We start from the raw sequence: 17,779 nt of genomic DNA, 5'->3' as shown, positions 1-17,779 counted from the left end.
ACAGCGCTTCGGGCCTCGTTTCGTTTTGGGCCCCGGCGGCTGTCGAGGAGCTAGCGGCGGAAACCGGCGTAGTCGGCGGAGGTCTGCTGTCCCAACCGGCGCAGCAGGGCGACCCAGGCGGCGAAGCCGTCGTCGAATGCCGAGAGCCGGATGAACTCGTTCGGCGCATGGAAATCCTCGTCCGAGGTCGAGAACGAGTACATCACGGTGTCGATGCCGAGCGCGCCGCGCACGATGTCGGACAGCGGGAGGGTGGCACCGTTGCGCACCCGCAACGGCACTGTTCCCGTAGTCTCCTCCAGCGCCGCCTCGGCGGCCAGCAGCAGCGGGTGCGTGTCAGGGACCAGATAGGCGGCCGAGTGGTGCCCCTCGCGGACCGCAAGGGCCGTGCCGGCCGGACAGTGGGATCGCAGATGGCGAATCACCGCCGCCGCGGCGTTGGCTGGGTCCTGGCCGGGCACCAGCCGCATCGACAGCTTGGCGTGGGCGAGGTTCGGGATGACCGTCTTGCCGCCGGCGCCGGTATAGCCGCCCCACAGTCCGTTGGCGTCGATGGTCGGCCGGTACCACAGCCGCTCCAGGGTGCCGTAGCCGGACTCGCCGGCCGGTTCGGCGCCAAGACCGGCGAACAGCCCGGGATCGTCGAACGGAATCGCCGCCAGCGACCGGCGCTCGGCATCCGAAGGCTCGACCACGCCGTCGAGAAAGCCCTTGACCGCCGGCGTCCCGTCCGGCCGGTGCAGGCTGGCGATCAGGCGGGCGGCGACGTGCAGCGCGTTCGGCACGATTCCGCCGTACCGGCCGGAATGCAGGTCCTTCACCGCGGTGGTGACGCTGAACTCCAGGGCGGCGATGCCCCGCGAGCCGACCGCTATGGTCGGCAGGTCGGCACGCCAGCGGCCGCCGTCGGCCGACAGCACCACGTCGGCGTCGAGCGACGCCCGGTTGCCCTCCAGGATGGCACCGAGGGTGGCGCTGCCGACCTCTTCCTCGCCTTCCAGCAGCAGTTTGACGTTGACCGGCAGCCGGCCCTCGGCGGCCAGGAACGCCGCCAGGGTCTCGAGCGCGATCGAGGACGGTCCCTTGTCGTCGGAGGCGCCGCGGGCGTACAGGCGGCCGTCGCGGACCGTCGGTTCGAACGGTGGGCTGTGCCAGAGCCCGGTGGGGTCCGGCGGCTGCACGTCGTAGTGACCGTAGACCAGGACCGTCGGACGGCCGGGCGCCCCGGTCCATTCCCCGTAGACCGCGGGATGGCCGCCGGCGTCCAGCAGACGGACATTGGCGAACCCGGCAGCCGTGATCCGCCTCATCAGGATCGTGCGGGCGGCCGCCATGCCGTCGGCATAGGCCGGATCGGTGCTGACCGAGGGCGCGCGCAGCAGCTCACCCAGGCGTTCCAGGATGCCCTCCCGGTCGGCCGCCAGGCGGGCGAGCACCGGATCGCTCACGAGCGGCCTCCGTCGACCGAGAGAACCTGTCCGCTGATCCAGGCGGCCGCGTCGGAGGCGAAGAACAGCACCGCTGCGGCGATGTCGTCGGCGGTGCCGAGCCGCTTGGTGTGGATGCCGTCGACCAGCCGCTTCTGGCCCTCCGAACCGTAGCTTTCCCATTGCCGCTCGGTGGCGGGGTTGGAGCGCACGAAGCCGGGTGCGACCGAGTTCACGGTAATGCCGAACGGCCCGAGCTCCCAGGACAGCTGCCGGGTCAGCCCGACCAGGGCGTGCTTGGCGGCGGCGTAGGCCTGGATGCCGGTCAGGCTGGGGCGCAGGCCCGCACCGGACGATACGGTAACGATACGACCGCGACCGGTGGCCTTCATGGACGGTGCTGCGGCCTGGGCCAGCCAGAACGCGCCGTCGACGTTCGATTGGAACAGCCGGTGCCAGTCCTGCTGCGAGACCTTCTCGATCGGCCCGCCGACCTGGCCGCGCACCCCGCCAGCCGCGAGCGCCAGCACATCGACCCGGCCGCTGTGCCCGATCACATCGGCGACCAGCCCGTGGGTCGCGTCGCGGTCCGACAGATCCAGGACATGCGGCGTGCCGCCCAGTTCGTCCGCCGTCTTGGCGATGCCGTCGCCGTCAAGGTCGGCGAGGTGGATGGTTGCGCCGGCGTCGCGGAACGCCTTGGCAATGGCCCGTCCGATGCCCTGGGCGGCACCGGTGACGATTACGACGCGGCCGTCGAAGCGGAGTTGCATGTGTCGACCAGGATCTGGAGGGTTTCACCGGAAAGCGGACGCCGGCCTTCTTCCACGTCATGGACAAGGCCGACCAGGGTGCGGATGCCGGGGACGTCGACCCCGACCTCGGCGGCGATCTCGGCAATGATGGCGATCTGCACGTCGACCTCGGTGCGGCGCTTGCGCACCGCCAGGTCGCGCCACACCCCGGAATGGGTCTTGGCGGTCCGGCTGGTATAGTCGGCCAGCGCGGCGATGCAGGCACGCGCGGCATCTTCCGACGCACCCGGCAGGAAGGCTTCCGGATCGAATCCGGAGAATCCCCGCGGCTTCACACCCTTGGCCACCGCGACCGCCATCACCTCCCGGCCCAGCCGGATCCAGGCCGGCGTGCGGGCCGGATCGGCGAAGTTGGCCGACATCGAGTCGTTGGTCAGCGCGGTGCCGAACAGCATCGCGCCGTAGCCGAGTTTGCCCCACAGGTAGGACCAGATGTCGTCGGTCAGCTCGGCGTCCGGCTCGAACACCTGCATCAGTTGGTGCATGGCGCGGGTGCGCTCGCCGATCGTCCGGTCGACCTCGCCGACCACGCAGGCCCCGCGGTTGCCGTACAGGATCCGACCCGGCCCATGCCAGTCGGCGCCGAAGTTCACGAAGCAGCCCATGGTGCGCGCCTCGCCGACCCGCCGGGCGATGATGATCTCGTTCAGGCCGTTCTGCGCCGACAGAACGAAGCCGTCCTCGGCCAGATGCGGCGCCAGCCGGTCGACCGCTTCGGCGGTGTGGTGGGCCTTCACCGCCAGCACGATCCGGGAGTAGGTGCCGGTCAGCTGGTCGGGCGTCACCGACGGGACCACCTGGGTGAACTCGTCGATCGGCCCCTCGATCGTCAGGCCGGTGGTCCGGCAGGCCTCGACATGCTCGGGCACGATGTCGACCATCAACACGTCGATACCGGCCCGCCCCCAGTACGCGCCGAGCGTGCCACCGATGGCGCCGGCACCCCAGATCAGGATCGGATCGGCCATGGTCCCTCCAGTGCCTCGCGGGTTTCCTCGACGCCGATCTTCCACAGCGCCAGCATGTCCGGGTCAGGCTTCTGCCAGTCGCCGCCGAAATTGCCGTCGCCCAGCAACTGGCGGGCGGCGTCCGGCCCGCAGGCCTTCAGCAGGCCGGTGTCGACCATCGGCTTGGCGCCGTCGGGTGCGGGTGCGTGGGGCAGCCGGGTCCAGGGAAAGTTCTCCATCCAGCTGGCGTGGCTGCCGACCTTGTCGATGCGCTGGACTTCCGCCCAGGTGCGCGGCGCGTTCCACCACTGGTGCCAGCGGATCGACATTTCCGGCCATTCGGCCATCAGTTCCTGGGCGAGGGCGGCGACCGGCTGGTTGCCGCCGTGGCCGTTGACCAGCAGTACCCGGCGGAAGCCACTGCGCCGGAACGACGCCACTAGGTCGCGCGCCACGGCGAGCAGGGTCTCGACCCGCAGGGTGACCGATCCCGGGAACGCGCCGAAATACGGCGCGATGCCGAACGGGATCGCCGGGTAGACCGGCACGCCCAGCGGTTCCGCTGCGTCGACCGCCACCTTCTCGGCCAGGATCATGTCGACGCACAGGGACAGCTGGGCGTGCTGCTCGGTCGAGCCGATCGGCAGGACGCAGCGGTCGTCGTCCTTCAGGTACCGCTCGACCTGCATCCAGTTCATGTCGGCAATGCGCATCAGGCGGAATCCTTCCCGGTAAGGGCGTCGTCCTCGATCTCGTCCGCCCAGTTGGGGGTATCGAGAACGATCTTGGCGAGCAGGTTGGACAGGGTGTCGCGTTCGGCCGGCGACAGGGTCTGCAGCATTCGTTCCTCAAACAGAACGAACTGCGGTAGGGTATCGTCGAACATCTTCCGGCCCGCGGGCAGCAGGTGCAGCGTCTGGTTGCGGCGGTCGGCGGCGTCCGCGCGCTTCTCGATCAGGCTGAGGCTGACCAGTTTCTCGATCGCCCGGCTCAGAGTGTTTTTCGGGAAGCCCGAGGAGATCGCGATGTCGCGGGCCAGGGCACCGTCGAACAGGCCGAGCGAGTAGATCACCACGAACTCCGGCCGGCTCAACCCGGTCTGTTTCTTGATCCAGCCGTAGAGCGGTGAGTTGTAGCGCAGCGCGATGTGGTTGAACCGGAACGCGAACCAGCACGGGTTCCGCCACAGCTTGGCCTCGGTGAGCGCTTCCAGCCCGGTGGTGCCGCGCGGGATCGACATCGGAAGGACGTTGTCGTCCCTCCCGGAAACGTGATTGGGGCGTGCCATGAATGACCAATTAGTTCCAAATCGAACTTGGCTGGGAAATTCTCGCCTCTCAATCTGTCAAAAACAAGTTCCAAATGGAAGCTTTGGTGCTCCAGGTCGATCCGCCGGCCGGAGCGCGGAGAGCCGCCGCCGGGGGCGTCGGACCTTCAAGGACAACGACGAGGAGGCAGAGGATGAAATTCGCAAAATTGCTCCAGGTCAGCGCCATAGCCCTCGGGCTCGGCGTGGCCGCAGCCGGGGCTTCGGCGCAGACGCTCACCGTGGGTGTGCGCGGCGGGCCGGAATCCATGGACCCGCACTATTCGGCGCTCGGCGTGCACGCCGACGCCATGAAGCATGTCTTCGACACCCTGGTCTGGTCGGGCGACGACCTGCAGATCGAGCCGGGGCTGGCTGAATCCTGGAAGCCGTTGGACGACACCACCTGGGAGTTCAAGCTCCGCAAGGGCGTGAAGTTCCACGACGGCTCCGATTTCACCGCCGAGGACGTGAAGTTCTCGATCGAGCGGATCCCGGTGGTGACCGGTCCGACGACGCTGCTGATCTATGTGCGGCGGGTGAAGGAAGTCGTGATCGTCGACCCCCACACCGTGCACCTGAAGACCGATGGCCCGGCAGCGACCCTGCCGAACGATTTCGTGCGCCTGTTCATCGTCTCGCACAAGGCGGCGGCCGACTACTCGACCAAGGAGACCGCGGCCGGCGGCTTCAACTCCGGCAAGGCGGCGATCGGCACCGGCCCCTACAAGTTCGTGTCCTGGTAGCCGAAGGGCGATCTCGTGCTGGAGCGGTTCGACGGCTACTGGCGCGGCAAGGGCCCGTGGGCCAAGGTCGTGCGCAAGGAGATGCCGAACGATTCCTCGCGGCTGGCGGCCCTGAAGGCCGGCCAGGTCGACCTGATCAACTACGTCTCATCGGCCGACTGGCAGGCGCTGAAGCGCGACCCGAAGACCGACACCTTCCTGGCCGACAGCGTCTACGTGATGAACCTGCAGCTCGACCAGCGCGAGAGCACGCCGAAGGTCTACGACCTCGACGGCAAGCCGCTGGCCAAGAACCCGCTGCGCGATCCCAAGGTGCGTGAGGCACTCGATCTCGCCATCGATCGCCAGACGATGGTCGAGGTGGTTCTCGAGGGCCTCGGAACGCCGAACAACCAGCTGATGCCGAAAGGCTTCTTCGGCTGGAGCGCGAAGGTTCCGGAACGCTCGCCCGATCCGAAGCGCGGCAAGGCGCTGCTGGCCGAAGCCGGCTATCCGAACGGCTTCATGATGGACCTGTACTGCACCAGCGACCGGTTGCCGGGCGACGGCGCGATCTGCCAGGGCCTCGGCCAGATGTTCGCGCAGATCGGCGTCAAGACCAACGTCAACGCCATTTCGCGGTCGGTCTACTTCCCCGCCCAGGCGAAGAAGGAATACTCGATCTTCATGAACGGCTGGGGCACGCTCACCGGAGAAGCGTCCTACACGCTCGGCTCGATGGCGCACTCGCCGAACGCCGAGCTGAAGCTGGGGGCCTTCAACCGGATCGAGTACAGCAACCCGAAGGTCGACGAACTGCTGCAGGCCGCCGGGCGGGAACTGGACGCGCCGAAGCGCAAGGCGCTGTACGAGCAGGCGATGGACCTGATCATGGCCGATCGCGCCTACATCTCGATCGTCACCCTGCAGACCGTGTGGGCGGCCGACAAGGGCAAGCTGAAGATGACCCCGCGGACCGACGAGGACACGCTGGCGTTCTTCATCAAGCCGGCGACGTGATCCGGCGGATCTGACCCCAGCGGCGGGCCGGGCGAGCAATCGCCCGGCCCATCGCGTTGCGACCAATCGTATGAGCGGAGGCTGCCCGGGCAATGTCCGGCTTCATCATTCAACGCTGCCTGCAGGCCGTCGTTGTCATGTTCGCCATGTCGGTGATCGTGTTCGTCGGGGTGTATGCCATCGGCAACCCGATGGACGTGCTGATCCCGCTGGACGCGCCGCAGGATGTGCGGGAGCTGATCATCGCCCGGTTCGGGCTGGACCTGCCGCTGTGGCGGCAATACCTGATCTTCCTCGGGAACGTGGCGCAGGGCGATTTCGGCCGCTCGTTCGTCTACGCCATCCCGGTACTGGACCTGATCGCCAGCCGTCTGCCCGCGACCCTGGAACTGACCCTGGCGGCAGTCATCGGAGCGGCGGTGATCGGCGTGCCGCTGGGCATCTGGGCCGGCTATCGGCCCGACTCGCTGTCGTCGAAGACCATCATGGGGGTCTCCATCCTCGGCTTCTCGGTTCCGACCTTCTGGGTCGGGCTGATCCTGATCCTGACCTTCGCGGTCTGGCTCGGCTGGCTGCCGGCCGGAGGGCGCGGCCCGGTCGACGTGGTGTTTGGTGTGGAATGGAGCATTTTCAGCCTGGAGGGCCTGTCCCACCTGCTGCTGCCGGCGGTCAACCTGGCGCTGTTCAAGCTGGCGATGATGATCCGCCTGGCGCGCGCCGGCACCCGCGAGGTCATGCTGACCGACACCATCAAGTTCGCGCGTGCAGCCGGACTGGCCGAGCGCACCATCGTGCTGCGCCACGTCCTGAAGCTGATCTCGGTGCCGATCGTCACGGTGTTCGGCCTTGAGCTCGGCTCGACCCTGGCGTTCGCAGTGGTGACCGAGACGATTTTCTCCTGGCCGGGCGTCGGCAAGCTGATCATCGACTCGATCACCAGCCTCGACCGGCCGGTGATGGTCGCCTACCTGATCTTGGTGGCCCTGCTGTTCGTCACCATCAACCTGCTGATCGATCTCGCCTACGCGGTGCTCGATCCGCGGGTCGCCCGCAGAGGTGCCGCATGACCCAGGCAGCCACTCCGCTGGGCCGGTTCTGGGTCGAGTTCCGCGACAATCGCGTGGCGGTGGTCGCGCTGGTGGTCGTGGTCGCGATCGTCGTGCTGGCGGTCGGCGCTCCGTGGATCGCCCCGCAGAACCCCTACGACCTCGGCGGGCTATCGCTGCTCGACGCCCGGCGCCCGCCCGGCCATACCGGCACCGGCGGCTACGTTCACCTGCTGGGTACCGATGCCCAGGGCCGCGACCTGCTGTCCGCGATCCTTTACGGACTGCAGATCTCGGTGCAGATCGGGTTCATGGCCGGGTGCGTCGCCCTGGCGGTCGGCGCGTCGCTCGGCGTGGTCGCGGCCTACGCCGGCGGTCTCGTCGAAACCCTGATCATGCGGATCGTCGACCTGCAGCTGTCGTTTCCGGCGATCCTGCTGGCGCTGGTCCTGGTGGCCCTGCTGGGCCAGGGCAAGGCCCAGCTGGTGACCGCGCTGGTCGCCGCACAGTACGCCTATTTCGCGCGTACCGCCTATGGTGCGGCCACGTCGGAGCGCCGCAAGGACTACATCGAGGCCGCCACCGCCACGCCGCTGTCCCGCGCCCGGGTGATCTTCCGGCACCTGCTGCCGAACTGCATGCCGCCGCTGATCGTCGTGGCGACCGTGCAGATCGCCAACTCGATCTCACTGGAGGCCACCCTGTCGTTCCTCGGCCTCGGCCTGCCGGTGACCGAGCCGTCCCTGGGCATGCTGATCTCCAACGGTTTCGTCTACATGATGAGCGGTCGCTACTGGATCTCGGTCTATCCCGGCATCGCGCTGATCGTCCTGATCGTCGCCATCAATCTGGTCGGCGATCAGATCCGCGACCAGCTGAACCCGAGGCTCCGGCGATGAGTGCACCGCTTCTCGAAGTTCGCGACCTGCGCACGCATTTCTTCACCCGCGCTGGCGTGGTGAAAGCCGTCGACGGCGTGTCTTTCACCCTGGAGCGCGGCCAGGTCCTGGGGCTGGTCGGCGAGAGCGGGTCCGGCAAGTCGGTTACCGGCTTCTCGCTGCTCGGCCTGGTCGATCCGCCCGGCCGGATCGTCGGCGGCTCGATCCGGCTCGACGGCGAGGAACTGGTCGGCATGCCGCTGGACGAGCTGCGCCGGTTGCGCGGTCGGCAGATCGCCATGGTGTTCCAGGATCCGATGATGACCCTGAACCCGGTGCTGACGGTCGGCGCCCAGATGACCCTGGCGATCCGCGCCCATGAGAAGGTTACCGGCGTCGCGGCACGCGAAAGGGCGGCGAGCGTGCTGACCCGGGTCGGCATTCCGGACGCCGCCGCCCGGCTGGACGCCTACCCGCACGAATTCTCCGGCGGTATGCGCCAGAGGGTGGCGATCGCCATCGCCATGACCCACAGCCCTGGCCTGATCGTCGCCGACGAGCCGACCACCGCACTGGACGTCTCGATCCAGGCCCAGATCCTCCATGAGATGCGCGAGCTGTCGCGTGAGAGCGGCACCGCGCTTGTCTGGATCAGCCACGACCTGGCCACCGTCTCCAGCGTCGCCGAGCGCATCATGGTGATGTACGCCGGCCGTCTGGTGGAGGAGGGGCCGACCTCGACCGTGCTGCGCGATCCGCGGCATCCCTATACCCGCGGCCTTCTGGACTCGTTGCCGGCCACCGCGCGGCCCGGGCAGGAACTGCGGCAGGTGCCCGGCAACACCCCGTCGCTGCTGGCGCTGCCGCCAGGCTGTCCGTTCGCGCCGCGCTGCGTGCGGGCGAGCGAACGATGCGTGGTGGATCCCGAGCACAGCGTCGACGCGGTGCGGGCCTTCCGTTGCCATCACCCGCTGGAGCGCGCGGCATGAGCACGGCGTTCCTCACCCTCGACGGCATCAGCAAGCGGTTCGATCCGCGCCTGACCCTGGGCGACCGCATCGCGGCGCGCTTCGGCGCCACGGTGGAGGACCGGCCGGTGCGGGCGGTGACCGAGGTCAGCCTGACGATCAATCCCGGCGAAACCCTGGGACTGGTCGGTGAGTCCGGCTGCGGCAAGTCGACCCTGGGCCGGATCGTCGCCGGGATCCTGCCGCCGACGGCCGGCACGGTGACGATCGACGGCGAGCCGGTGCTGCAGAACGGCCGCAAGGTCACCACCCGGGTGCAGACGGTGTTCCAGGACCCGTTCGCCTCGCTCGACCCGCGCATGCGGATCGGCGACACCGTGGCCGAGGGGCCGATCGCCCACGGCCTGGTCACCAAGGCGAACGCGGTCGACTACGTGCGCGGTTGGCTGCAGCGCGTCGGCCTTGAGCCGGAGTTCGCGGGCCGTTACCCGCACCAGTTCTCCGGCGGCCAGCGCCAACGGGTCGCCATCGCCCGGGCGCTGGCGATGCAGCCCGACCTGCTGGTCTGCGACGAGCCGGTGGCCTCGCTGGACGTGTCGATCCAGGCGCAGATCATCAACCTGTTCCTGGAACTGCGCCGCGACCTGGGCATCACCTGCCTGTTCATCAGCCACGATCTGGGCGTGGTCAGGCATGTCTCCGACCGGGTGGCGATCATGTATCTCGGTCGGATCGTCGAGGTCGGCAGCACCGAGCAGATCTACCGCGACCCCAAGCACCCGTACACGCGCGCCTTGCTGGACAGCGTGCCGCGGCTGGTTCTGGAGGACGACGCGCTGGTCGAGTTCAACGCGATCACCGGCGAGATTCCGTCGCCGCTGGCACCGCCGCCCGGCTGCACCTTCCACCCGCGCTGCCCGCTGGCGGTCGACGCCTGCCGGCGCGACGTGCCGGCTCTGATGGCAGACGGTACGGACCGGCTGGTCGCCTGTCACGTCCGCGCGATGGAACGAAACAATACCGAAACGACCACTCGGGAGAACGACCGATGACCGATCCGGAACCCTGGCAGTGGCCCGAGGAAACCTGGCGCCGCACGGTCGACCAGGTGCGCGCCGGACGAACGCTGCGGCCGGCGACGTGGCCGGGCGGCAAGAAGGTCGCGGTGGCGCTGTCCTTCGACTCCGATCACGAGACCAACGAGCTGCGGGACGGCGGCCGCTCGATCGGCCGGATGTCCTGGGGCCAGTACGGCACTCGCAAGGGCATCCCGCGGATCAAGGCGGCGCTGGACAAGGCCGGCATCAAGGCGACGTTCTTCGTGCCGGCGGTCACCGCCCTCCTGCATCCCGACGAACAGCGCATGCTGGCCGCCGAGGGCCACGAGATCGGCATCCACGGCTGGATCCACGAGCTGAACTCGGTGCTGCCCTACGAGGCCGAGCGCGACCTGATGTTCCGGTCCACCGACACCCTGGAGCGGATCACCGGGGTCCGCCCGGTCGGCCTGCGCACGCCCAGCTGGGATTTCAGTCCCAGCACCCTGCGGATCGAGCGTGAGCTGGGGCTGCTCTACGATTCCTCGCTGATGGCCGACGACGACTGCTACGAGCTGCTGGAAGCCGGCGAGCCGACCGGCATCGTCGAGCTGCCGGTCGAGTGGATCCGCGACGACGCGGTGTACTTCAACATGCACCGGTTTTCCGGCCTGCGCCCGTACACCGCGCCGGACACCGTGTTCGACGTGTTCCGCCGCGAGTTCGACCGGGCGCACGAGGAGGGCGGGCTGTTCCTGCTGACCATGCATCCGCACGTCATCGGCTACCGGTCGCGCATCTGGATCCTGGAGCGGCTGATCGAGCACATCCGGGCGACCGGCGACGCCTGGTTCGCGACCCACGCCGAGGTGGCGCGCTACGCCAGGGACAACGCGGCCTAAGCCTTGGCGGCCAGTCGTGCCGCCTGCTCGCCGGCGATATGCCCCAGGGTCGTGGCGGTCAGCAGCCCGTTGCCGGACAGATAACCCCACACCTGCGAGCCGGACACCCCGCACGCGGCCCCGCCGCCGGCGAACAGGTTCGGCAGCGCCGTGCCGTCGCGGCGCAGCACCCGGGCGGTGGCGTCGATGCGCAGCCCGCCCTGAGTGTGGAACAGCGCGCCGGTTACCCGGACCGCGTAGTAGGGCGGCTGCAGTTCGGGCTGTCCGGTGAAGTCGCGACCGAACGGGTCGGTCGTCTCGCCACGGGCGCAACGGGCGGCGTGCTCCACGGTTTCCGCCAGCGCCGCCATCGGCAGGTCCAGCGCCGACGCCAAGGCATCCAGGCTCTCGAACCGCCGCACCGCCCCGGCCTTGTCGGCGGCGCGGTAGTCGTCGAAGCCGAGGCCGAGGTCGTGCAGGCGCTGGTCGTACAGGTTGAACGCTATGCCGTCCGGCTGGGCCAGTACGCTGACCGCCTGCTCGGAGTACCCGTGATGCTCGTCGGAGAACCGCCTGCCCTCGCGGTTGACCTGGATGCCGCCCTCCATCATCAGCGCCCAGGTGATCAGAACGCCGTGCGGGTGGGCGACCGAGCCGTGGCCCTGGTAGGCGGTCATGTGGACGGCCTCGCCGCCCAGCGCCTCGCCCCAGCGCACCGCGTCGCCGCGGTTGCCGGCGTGACCGAAATACAGCGCGTCGGCCATTTCCGGGATGTGGCGGCGCACCATCGCCGGGTCGCCGCCGTAGCCGTTGCAGGCCAGGACCAGCGCCCGGCAGCCGAGATCCTCGCCGCCGCCGTCCGGCCGCTCGATCCGCACCCCGCTGATCCGGCCGTCGGTGCCGGCGTACAGGGCGGACACCCGGGCGTTGCCGACGATGTCGACGCCCGCACCTTCGGCGGCGTTCAGCAGGGCGCCCATCAGCGCCGCACCGGTCCGCTCCGGATGGGCGTGCATCCGTCGCACGCTGTGGCCGGGATACAGGAAGCCGTCGAGCAGCACGAAGGGCAGGCCCCATCGTTCGGCGAGCCAGTCGATGGTCCGGCCGGAGCGGCGGCACACCGCTTCGACAATCGCCGAGTCGGCCTGCCCGCCGTTCTTGCGCTGGATGTCAGCCGCCATCAGATCCACCGGATCCTCGATGCCGGCGGACGCCTGAAAGCGGGTGTCGCAGGCCGGGATGAACCCGGAGGAGAGTGCGGTCGATCCCGACAGCGCCGCATCGCGCTCCAGCACCACCACCTCGCAACCGGCGTCGCGCACCGCCAGGGCCGCGATCAGGCCGCAGGCCCCGCCGCCGACTACCAGCACCGGGGCTTCGGCGGCGAAGTCGGCCTCGGCCAGCGGCCGGACGGTCATGACCCGGCGGCCCGGAACGCCGCGGTCGCCTGTTCGACGGTCCAGATTTCGGCGACCGGGCGCAAGGCGGCGATGGCGGTATCGTGGATCTCCGGCGTGAAGGCGGCGCAGCCGTCCGCCAGCACGATGGCGTGGAAGTCGCGGACGTGGGCGTCGCGAACCGTGGAGGCGACGCCGCCATTGGTGACGATGCCGGCGAACACCAGGGTCTCGATCCCGGCCCGGCGCAGCACCCATTCCATCCGGCTCATGTAGAACGCCGAGAACGCCACCTTCTCGATCTTGAACGTCGACGGCTGCAACTCGTCGAGCAGATCATGGCCCCAGCCTCCGGCCACGAAGTCGCCGGCCCGCAGGAACGGCCGGATCTTCAGCAGGTGCTCGCTGATGTAGGGCTCGCCGTCCGGGCCGTGCACCAGGGTGAAGTGGGTCGACATCACCGGGCTGCCGGCGCGCCGGGCGGCGTCGATCAGCGGCGTCAGCCGGGCCGGCAGGGCGCCGATCTCGGCGACCTTGGCACCGCCGCGGCCATAGGCGCCGTCCGGGTGGATGAAGTCGTTCTGCAGGTCGACCAGCACCAGCGCGGTGCGTTGGGGGTCGGAAACTCCGAGGCTCATGACGGCTCCTTGCGTCGGACCATCAGGTTGCCGAAGCGGTCGACTTCGGCCTGCAGGTCGGGCTCGACGAAGATCGTGGCATCGGACTGCTCCAGCACCGCCGGGCCGGGGATCACGGCCCCGACCGGCAGGGCAAGGCGGTCGAAGATCGCAGCGTCGTGCCAGGCGCCGTCGACGAACACCGGGCGATTGCCTCGACCGGCGACTTCCACCGATCCGTCCACACCCGGCGCCAGGATCGACAAATCGAACTTCGGCCGGCGACCGACGGCCGTCACCCGGACGTTCAGCACCCGGATCGGCAGCCGTTCCAGCACCCTGCCGTAGACCTCGTGGTAGCGCGCCTCGAAGGCTGTCCGAATGGCGTCGCGCGCAATCCCCAGACTGTCGCCGTCGGTGCCATGGACCGTCAGCGGCACCGCCACGGTGTGGGTCTGGCCCAGATAGGACATGTCGAGCTCGACCAGGGTCTCGCGGCCTTCAAACGCGACGCCGGCACGGTCGAGCAGCGCTTGCCCCTCGTTGCGGAACGCCGCCGCCTCACCGTCCAGGAACGCGATGTCGACGGTGTCCAGCAGGCCGTTGATGGTGCGCACGAAGTCGTGGCGCATGTCGGCGATCACGCAGCCCAGCGCGCTGGTCACCCCGGGGAAGCGCGGCACCAGGGCACCGGCCAGTCCGACCTCCTTGATCAGCGCCCCGGCGTGCAGCGCGCCGCCGCCGCCGAACGGCATGGCGACGAAGCTCTTGGGATCATGGCCGCGTTCGATCGAGACCAATCGGATCGCGCCGGCCATCCGGCTGTTGGCGACCTTGATGATCGCTTCGGCCGCCGCCATCACCGACAGGCCGAGCGGCTGCCCCACGGTCGCTTCGATCGCCGCCTTGGCGGCCTCGACGTCGAGGCGGGCGAGCTTGCCGCCGATCGGCCGCTCGGCGTTGATCCGCCCGAGCACCACATTCGCGTCAGTCACGGTCGGCCGGTCGTTGCCGAGGCCGTAGCACACCGGACCGGGATCGGAGCCGGCGGATTCCGGACCGATCTGCAACAGCCCGCCACGGTCGACCCAGGCGATCGAGCCGCCGCCGGCCCCGATGGTGGTGATCTCGATCATCGGCTGGCGCACCACCATGCCGAAATCGATCGAGGTCTGCGGCGTCAATGCGGTCTGGCCGTCGACCACCAGGGATACGTCGAAGCTGGTACCGCCCATGTCGCAGGTGACGATGTTGGGGAACCCAGCCGAGGTGGCGATGTGGGCGCCGGCGATCACCCCGGCCGCCGGTCCCGACAGCGCGGTGCGGATCGGTACCCGGCGCGCGGTGTCCACCGTCATCACCCCGCCGTTCGACTGCACGATCAGCACGTCGCCGGCGAATCCGTCGCCGCGCAACGCGTCCTGCAGCCGCTGCAGATAATTGGCGACCACCGGCTGCAGGTAGGCGTTCAGCGTGGCGGTCGAGATCCGTTCGAACTCCCGGATCTCCGGCAAGATACGGTGCGATCCGGTGACGTGCTCGTTCGGCCAGACCGCGCGCACCGCTTCCAGCGCGGCTTCCTCGTTGGCGGTGTTGGCGTAGGCGTTGATGAACGCCACCGCCACCGCCTCGCAGCCGTCGGCCAGCAACTGGTTGGCGGCGGCCGTCACGGCGTCGAGGTCGACCGGCGTGTGGATGCTGCCGTCGGCCAGCACCCGCTCCGGCACCTCGAGCCGCCGGTCGCGCGGGATCACCGGTTCGAACTGGCCCCACAGGCCCCAGGTTGTCGGCCGGTCGCGCCGGCGCATCTCCAGCACGTCACGGAAGCCGGCGGTGGTGATGATGCCGGTGGCGGCGCCGCGCCGCTCCAGCAGCGCGTTGGTGCCCACCGTCGTGCCGTGCACCACCGTGGCGACTGCAGCGACCGTATCGACACCGGAACGGATGCCGGCCAGGAAGCCCTGGGACTGGTCCGGCCGGGTCGAGGGCACCTTGCGGATCTCGCCGGTGCCGGTCTGCTGATCCAGGATGAACACATCGGTGAAGGTGCCGCCGACGTCGACCCCGATGACGTAGCGCCCGCTCACGACGCGGCCCTCCGGTTGCGCAGGGACGCGGTCGCCGGCCGGTCGGGTGTGAGATCGGCGCCCAGCGCCACGCCGTAGTCGGAGTCGGCGCGGCCGCGGCTGACATAGCCGAGGCGCACGTCGCGGGCCACCTGGTCGGGATCGCGCTCCAGCGGCGCACCGTAGCCGCCGCCGCCGGGGCTTTCGATGCGGACATGCTGGCCCTGCCGCAGCTTGATGCCGACCATCTTCGACGCCATCGGCGGGCTGACCTCGCCGGTGTCGGTGTCGAAGAAGAAGGCGTTCATCGCCGCATCGGCGCCGCCGGCGATGCCCTTCGGCGCGTGCCGGCCGCGGTCGCCGAACAGGAAGGCTTCACCGGATTTCTCCAGCACTTCGATCTCGTAGATCGCGCCCAGTCCGCCGCGGCTGCGGCCCGGCCCGCCGCTGTCCGGGCGCAGCGCCCATTGGGTGAAGCGGATCGGATAGGCGGCCTCCAGGATCTCCAGCGGCGGGATGGTCGCGGTCGAGATCGGGGCGTTGCCGTGGTTCAGGCCGTCGCCCTGCGGATGGCCGCCGTGGCCGCCGCCGAAGAACGAGAACATCACCCAGCGCCGCCCGTCGGCCCGGTGCCCGGCCAGCGACAAGGCATTGATCGTGCCGTAGGCATGGCCGTTGCTGCGCGCCGGATCGGCCTGGGCGATCGCGCTGAACACCACGTCGATGATCCGCAGGATGGTCTCGGTGTAGCCGCCGACCGGCTTGGGCGCGACCACGCTGAGCAGGGAGTCCTCGGGGATCACGAAGGTGATCGGGTCGAGCACGCCGGCGTTGGCCGGCACGTCGGTGAAGACGTGCTTCAGCGCCACATAGCAGCAGGCGACGGCGGTCGAGCGGGCGATGTTCACCGGCCCCTGGCAGGCCTTGGCCGAGCGAGTGAAGTCCAGCGTCATGCGGTCGCCGGCGATCGTCAGGTCGAGGGCGATCCGCAGCGGCTCGTCGACGATGCCGTCGTTGTCCAGCCAGTCCTCGGCCGAATAGGTGCCGTCCGGCAGTTCGGCGATGTTGGCGCGCATCAATTGTTCGGCGCGGCGGCGCAGCTCGACCAGGGCCTCGCGGATGATGGCAACGCCGTACTCGTCGATCAGTGCGTCGAGCCGGCGCGCACCCAGTTCCAGGGCGCTGAGCTGGCCGTTCAGGTCGCCGTACAGCGAGCCGGGCTGGCGCGAGTTGCTCTGCAGGATGTCGACGATGTCCTGGCGGAAGGTGCCGCGGTCGTACAGCTTGACCGGCGGGATCAGCATGCCTTCCTGGAAGCACTCGGTGGCGGCCGGGTTGTAGTTGCCGGGGACGTTGCCGCCGACATCGTGCCAATGCCCGACCGACGCCAGGTAGCAGACCAGTTCCCCGTCCCGGTAGTACGGCCGCACCAGCCGGAAGTCAGACAGGTGAGTGCCGCCGTCGTACGGATCGTTGAAGATGTACAGGTCGCCCTCGGCCATGCCGCCGCTGCGCGCCGCCTTGTCGATCACCGCCCGTACCGCGAACGCGTTGCTGCCGACGAAGATCGGCAGGCCGGACTTGCCCTGCACCAGGGTGTCGCCGGTCTGCGGGTCGTACAGACCGTGCGAGGCGTCGTGGGCCTCGGCGATGATCGGGTTGAAGGCGCTGCGGAACAGGGTCGCGTCCATTTCGTCGGCGATCTGCTCCAGCCGGCCCTTCATGACCGCCAGGGTGACCGGGTCGATCATGCATCGTCTCCGAAGTTCGAGCCGTCATAGGCCTTGCCGCGCGCCAGAAAGGCCGGGGTTTCGATCAGCTGGTTCAATGAATCGAACAGGTTCATGCGGTCCAGGAACGGTCCGGTCCCGCCGTGAGCCTTCAGGCTGCCGTAGTACTCGCCCAGCAGGCGCGACAGCGCCCGCACGGTGCCGCCGGGGAAGATTGCCAGCTTGAAGCCGATCTCTTGCAGGGTGGCGGCGTCGTGCAGCGGGGTGTGCCCGCCCTCGACCATGTTGGCCAGCAGCGGCACCCGCGCGCCGAACCGGGCGACGATGCCGTCCATCTGGGCCCGGTTGCGCGGAGCTTCGATGAACAGCACGTCGGCCCCGGCTTCGAGGTAGCGTTCCGCCCGCTCCAGGGCGGGCTCGTAGCCTTCCACGGCGATTGCGTCGGTGCGGGCGATGATCAGGAAATCCTCGTTCCCGCGCGTGTCGACCGCGGCCTTGACCTTGCCGACCATGTCGGCGGCCGGCACCAGGGTCTTGCCGGCGAGATGGCCGCAGCGCTTCGGCATGGCCTGGTCTTCGAGCTGGATCGCCTGGGCGCCGCAACGTTCGAAGCTGCGTACCGTTCGGATCACGTTCAGGGCGTTGCCGAAGCCGGTGTCGCCGTCGACGATCACCGGGGTGGCGACCCGGTCGGTGATCGCGGTCAGGGTGTCGGCCACCTCGGCCATGCCGATCAGCCCGATGTCCGGCATGCCGTAGCGGGTGTAGGCGATCGACGCGCCCGACAGGTACAGCGTTCCGAACCCGGCCTGAGACGCGATCAGTGCCGACAGGGCGTCGTAGATGCCGGGGGCGACCACCAGTTCATCGCCGGCCAGTTGGCTGCGGAGCGTGGGATGCGATGCGCTCATGTCGACGG

Annotated in this window: 15 protein-coding genes and 1 pseudogene; 6 read left to right on the top strand and 10 right to left on the bottom strand. The window is 69.2% G+C overall.

Translation table 11 applies throughout. From position 1 onward, the window contains the following. Window positions 1–50: 50 nt before the first annotated feature. From RIC54_RS03955 to RIC54_RS03935, 5 genes are read right to left on the bottom strand one after another with little or no spacing between them, the layout of a single operon-like run. Window positions 51–1,448 carry a dipeptidase gene (locus RIC54_RS03955; RefSeq protein WP_350098242.1) on the bottom strand — a complete coding sequence of 466 codons (1,398 nt, stop codon included), beginning with the start codon at window positions 1,446–1,448 and terminating at the stop codon, window positions 51–53. Beyond that, window positions 1,445–2,200, bottom strand: coding sequence for an SDR family NAD(P)-dependent oxidoreductase (locus RIC54_RS03950; protein ID WP_350098241.1), 756 nt, complete (start codon window positions 2,198–2,200; stop codon window positions 1,445–1,447). The genes RIC54_RS03955 and RIC54_RS03950 overlap by 4 nt, the downstream gene beginning before the upstream one ends. Next, the gene (locus tag RIC54_RS03945; protein WP_350098240.1) at window positions 2,170–3,210 is read right to left on the bottom strand and encodes a ketopantoate reductase family protein; all 1,041 of its coding nucleotides are present in this window, start codon (window positions 3,208–3,210) and stop codon (window positions 2,170–2,172) included. The genes RIC54_RS03950 and RIC54_RS03945 overlap by 31 nt, the downstream gene beginning before the upstream one ends. Beyond that, window positions 3,192–3,902: a creatininase family protein gene (locus tag RIC54_RS03940; RefSeq protein WP_350098239.1), complete on the bottom strand. Its 711-nt coding sequence runs from the start codon at window positions 3,900–3,902 to the stop codon at window positions 3,192–3,194. Before RIC54_RS03940 ends, RIC54_RS03945 begins: the two co-directional genes overlap by 19 nt. Beyond that, complete coding sequence (locus tag RIC54_RS03935; protein ID WP_350150564.1) at window positions 3,902–4,477, bottom strand: MarR family winged helix-turn-helix transcriptional regulator; 576 nt, start codon at window positions 4,475–4,477, stop codon at window positions 3,902–3,904. Before RIC54_RS03935 ends, RIC54_RS03940 begins: the two co-directional genes overlap by 1 nt. Before the next feature lie 74 nt (window positions 4,478–4,551). Here RIC54_RS03935 and RIC54_RS03930 point away from each other — a divergent pair. From RIC54_RS03930 to RIC54_RS03905, 6 genes and pseudogenes are all read left to right on the top strand, one after another. After that, window positions 4,552–6,240: pseudogene (locus RIC54_RS03930) on the top strand (ABC transporter substrate-binding protein). 92 nt (window positions 6,241–6,332) lie between these two features. After that, on the top strand, window positions 6,333–7,307 hold the full coding sequence (locus tag RIC54_RS03925) for an ABC transporter permease (RefSeq protein WP_350098236.1): 975 nt from the start codon (window positions 6,333–6,335) through the stop codon (window positions 7,305–7,307). After that, on the top strand, window positions 7,304–8,185 hold the full coding sequence (locus RIC54_RS03920) for an ABC transporter permease (protein WP_350098235.1): 882 nt from the start codon (window positions 7,304–7,306) through the stop codon (window positions 8,183–8,185). Before RIC54_RS03925 ends, RIC54_RS03920 begins: the two co-directional genes overlap by 4 nt. Then, the gene (locus RIC54_RS03915; RefSeq protein WP_350098234.1) at window positions 8,182–9,153 is read left to right on the top strand and encodes an ABC transporter ATP-binding protein; all 972 of its coding nucleotides are present in this window, start codon (window positions 8,182–8,184) and stop codon (window positions 9,151–9,153) included. Before RIC54_RS03920 ends, RIC54_RS03915 begins: the two co-directional genes overlap by 4 nt. After that, window positions 9,150–10,184, top strand: coding sequence for an ABC transporter ATP-binding protein (locus RIC54_RS03910; protein ID WP_350098233.1), 1,035 nt, complete (start codon window positions 9,150–9,152; stop codon window positions 10,182–10,184). Before RIC54_RS03915 ends, RIC54_RS03910 begins: the two co-directional genes overlap by 4 nt. Next, window positions 10,181–11,071, top strand: a complete 891-nt coding sequence (locus RIC54_RS03905; RefSeq protein WP_350098232.1) for a polysaccharide deacetylase family protein — start codon at window positions 10,181–10,183, stop codon at window positions 11,069–11,071. Before RIC54_RS03910 ends, RIC54_RS03905 begins: the two co-directional genes overlap by 4 nt. Here the strand turns inward: RIC54_RS03905 and RIC54_RS03900 are convergent. Genes RIC54_RS03900 through RIC54_RS03880 form a run of 5 tightly spaced genes read right to left on the bottom strand, consistent with a single transcriptional unit; the run spans window position 11,068 to window position 17,771 of the window. Then, a complete protein-coding gene (locus tag RIC54_RS03900; protein WP_350098231.1) occupies window positions 11,068–12,468 on the bottom strand; it encodes an FAD-dependent oxidoreductase in 1,401 nt (466 codons plus the stop codon). The two genes, RIC54_RS03905 and RIC54_RS03900, sit on opposite strands and share 4 nt — an antisense overlap. Next, window positions 12,465–13,085, bottom strand: a complete 621-nt coding sequence (locus tag RIC54_RS03895; protein ID WP_350098230.1) for a cysteine hydrolase family protein — start codon at window positions 13,083–13,085, stop codon at window positions 12,465–12,467. Before RIC54_RS03895 ends, RIC54_RS03900 begins: the two co-directional genes overlap by 4 nt. Further along, a complete protein-coding gene (locus RIC54_RS03890; RefSeq protein ID WP_350150562.1) occupies window positions 13,082–15,151 on the bottom strand; it encodes a hydantoinase/oxoprolinase family protein in 2,070 nt (689 codons plus the stop codon). Before RIC54_RS03890 ends, RIC54_RS03895 begins: the two co-directional genes overlap by 4 nt. Continuing rightward, a complete protein-coding gene (locus RIC54_RS03885) occupies window positions 15,148–16,881 on the bottom strand; it encodes a hydantoinase B/oxoprolinase family protein (RefSeq protein WP_350098228.1) in 1,734 nt (577 codons plus the stop codon). Before RIC54_RS03885 ends, RIC54_RS03890 begins: the two co-directional genes overlap by 4 nt. Continuing rightward, complete coding sequence (locus RIC54_RS03880; protein WP_350098227.1) at window positions 16,878–17,771, bottom strand: isocitrate lyase/PEP mutase family protein; 894 nt, start codon at window positions 17,769–17,771, stop codon at window positions 16,878–16,880. The genes RIC54_RS03885 and RIC54_RS03880 overlap by 4 nt, the downstream gene beginning before the upstream one ends. Between the last annotated feature and the right edge of the window lie 8 nt (window positions 17,772–17,779).

The sequence above is a fragment of the Thalassobaculum sp. genome (assembly GCF_040219215.1).
Taxonomy (GTDB): Bacteria; Pseudomonadota; Alphaproteobacteria; order Thalassobaculales; family Thalassobaculaceae; genus Thalassobaculum_A.
This window is presented reverse-complemented; position numbering and strand designations above follow the sequence as displayed.

Excerpts from the sequence above, each read along its gene's own strand:
- RIC54_RS03910 (WP_350098233.1), top strand. The coding sequence starts at position 9,150 with ATGAGCACGGCGTTCCTCACCCTCGACGGCATCAGCAAGCGGTTCGAT.
- RIC54_RS03895 (WP_350098230.1), bottom strand. The coding sequence starts at position 13,085 with ATGAGCCTCGGAGTTTCCGACCCCCAACGCACCGCGCTGGTGCTGGTC.
- RIC54_RS03920 (WP_350098235.1), top strand. The coding sequence starts at position 7,304 with ATGACCCAGGCAGCCACTCCGCTGGGCCGGTTCTGGGTCGAGTTCCGC.
- RIC54_RS03950 (WP_350098241.1), bottom strand. The coding sequence starts at position 2,200 with ATGCAACTCCGCTTCGACGGCCGCGTCGTAATCGTCACCGGTGCCGCC.
- RIC54_RS03925 (WP_350098236.1), top strand. The coding sequence starts at position 6,333 with ATGTCCGGCTTCATCATTCAACGCTGCCTGCAGGCCGTCGTTGTCATG.
- RIC54_RS03935 (WP_350150564.1), bottom strand. The coding sequence starts at position 4,477 with ATGGCACGCCCCAATCACGTTTCCGGGAGGGACGACAACGTCCTTCCG.
- RIC54_RS03880 (WP_350098227.1), bottom strand. The coding sequence starts at position 17,771 with ATGAGCGCATCGCATCCCACGCTCCGCAGCCAACTGGCCGGCGATGAA.
- RIC54_RS03885 (WP_350098228.1), bottom strand. The coding sequence starts at position 16,881 with ATGATCGACCCGGTCACCCTGGCGGTCATGAAGGGCCGGCTGGAGCAG.
- RIC54_RS03900 (WP_350098231.1), bottom strand. The coding sequence starts at position 12,468 with ATGACCGTCCGGCCGCTGGCCGAGGCCGACTTCGCCGCCGAAGCCCCG.
- RIC54_RS03915 (WP_350098234.1), top strand. The coding sequence starts at position 8,182 with ATGAGTGCACCGCTTCTCGAAGTTCGCGACCTGCGCACGCATTTCTTC.
- RIC54_RS03940 (WP_350098239.1), bottom strand. The coding sequence starts at position 3,902 with ATGCGCATTGCCGACATGAACTGGATGCAGGTCGAGCGGTACCTGAAG.
- RIC54_RS03945 (WP_350098240.1), bottom strand. The coding sequence starts at position 3,210 with ATGGCCGATCCGATCCTGATCTGGGGTGCCGGCGCCATCGGTGGCACG.
- RIC54_RS03905 (WP_350098232.1), top strand. The coding sequence starts at position 10,181 with ATGACCGATCCGGAACCCTGGCAGTGGCCCGAGGAAACCTGGCGCCGC.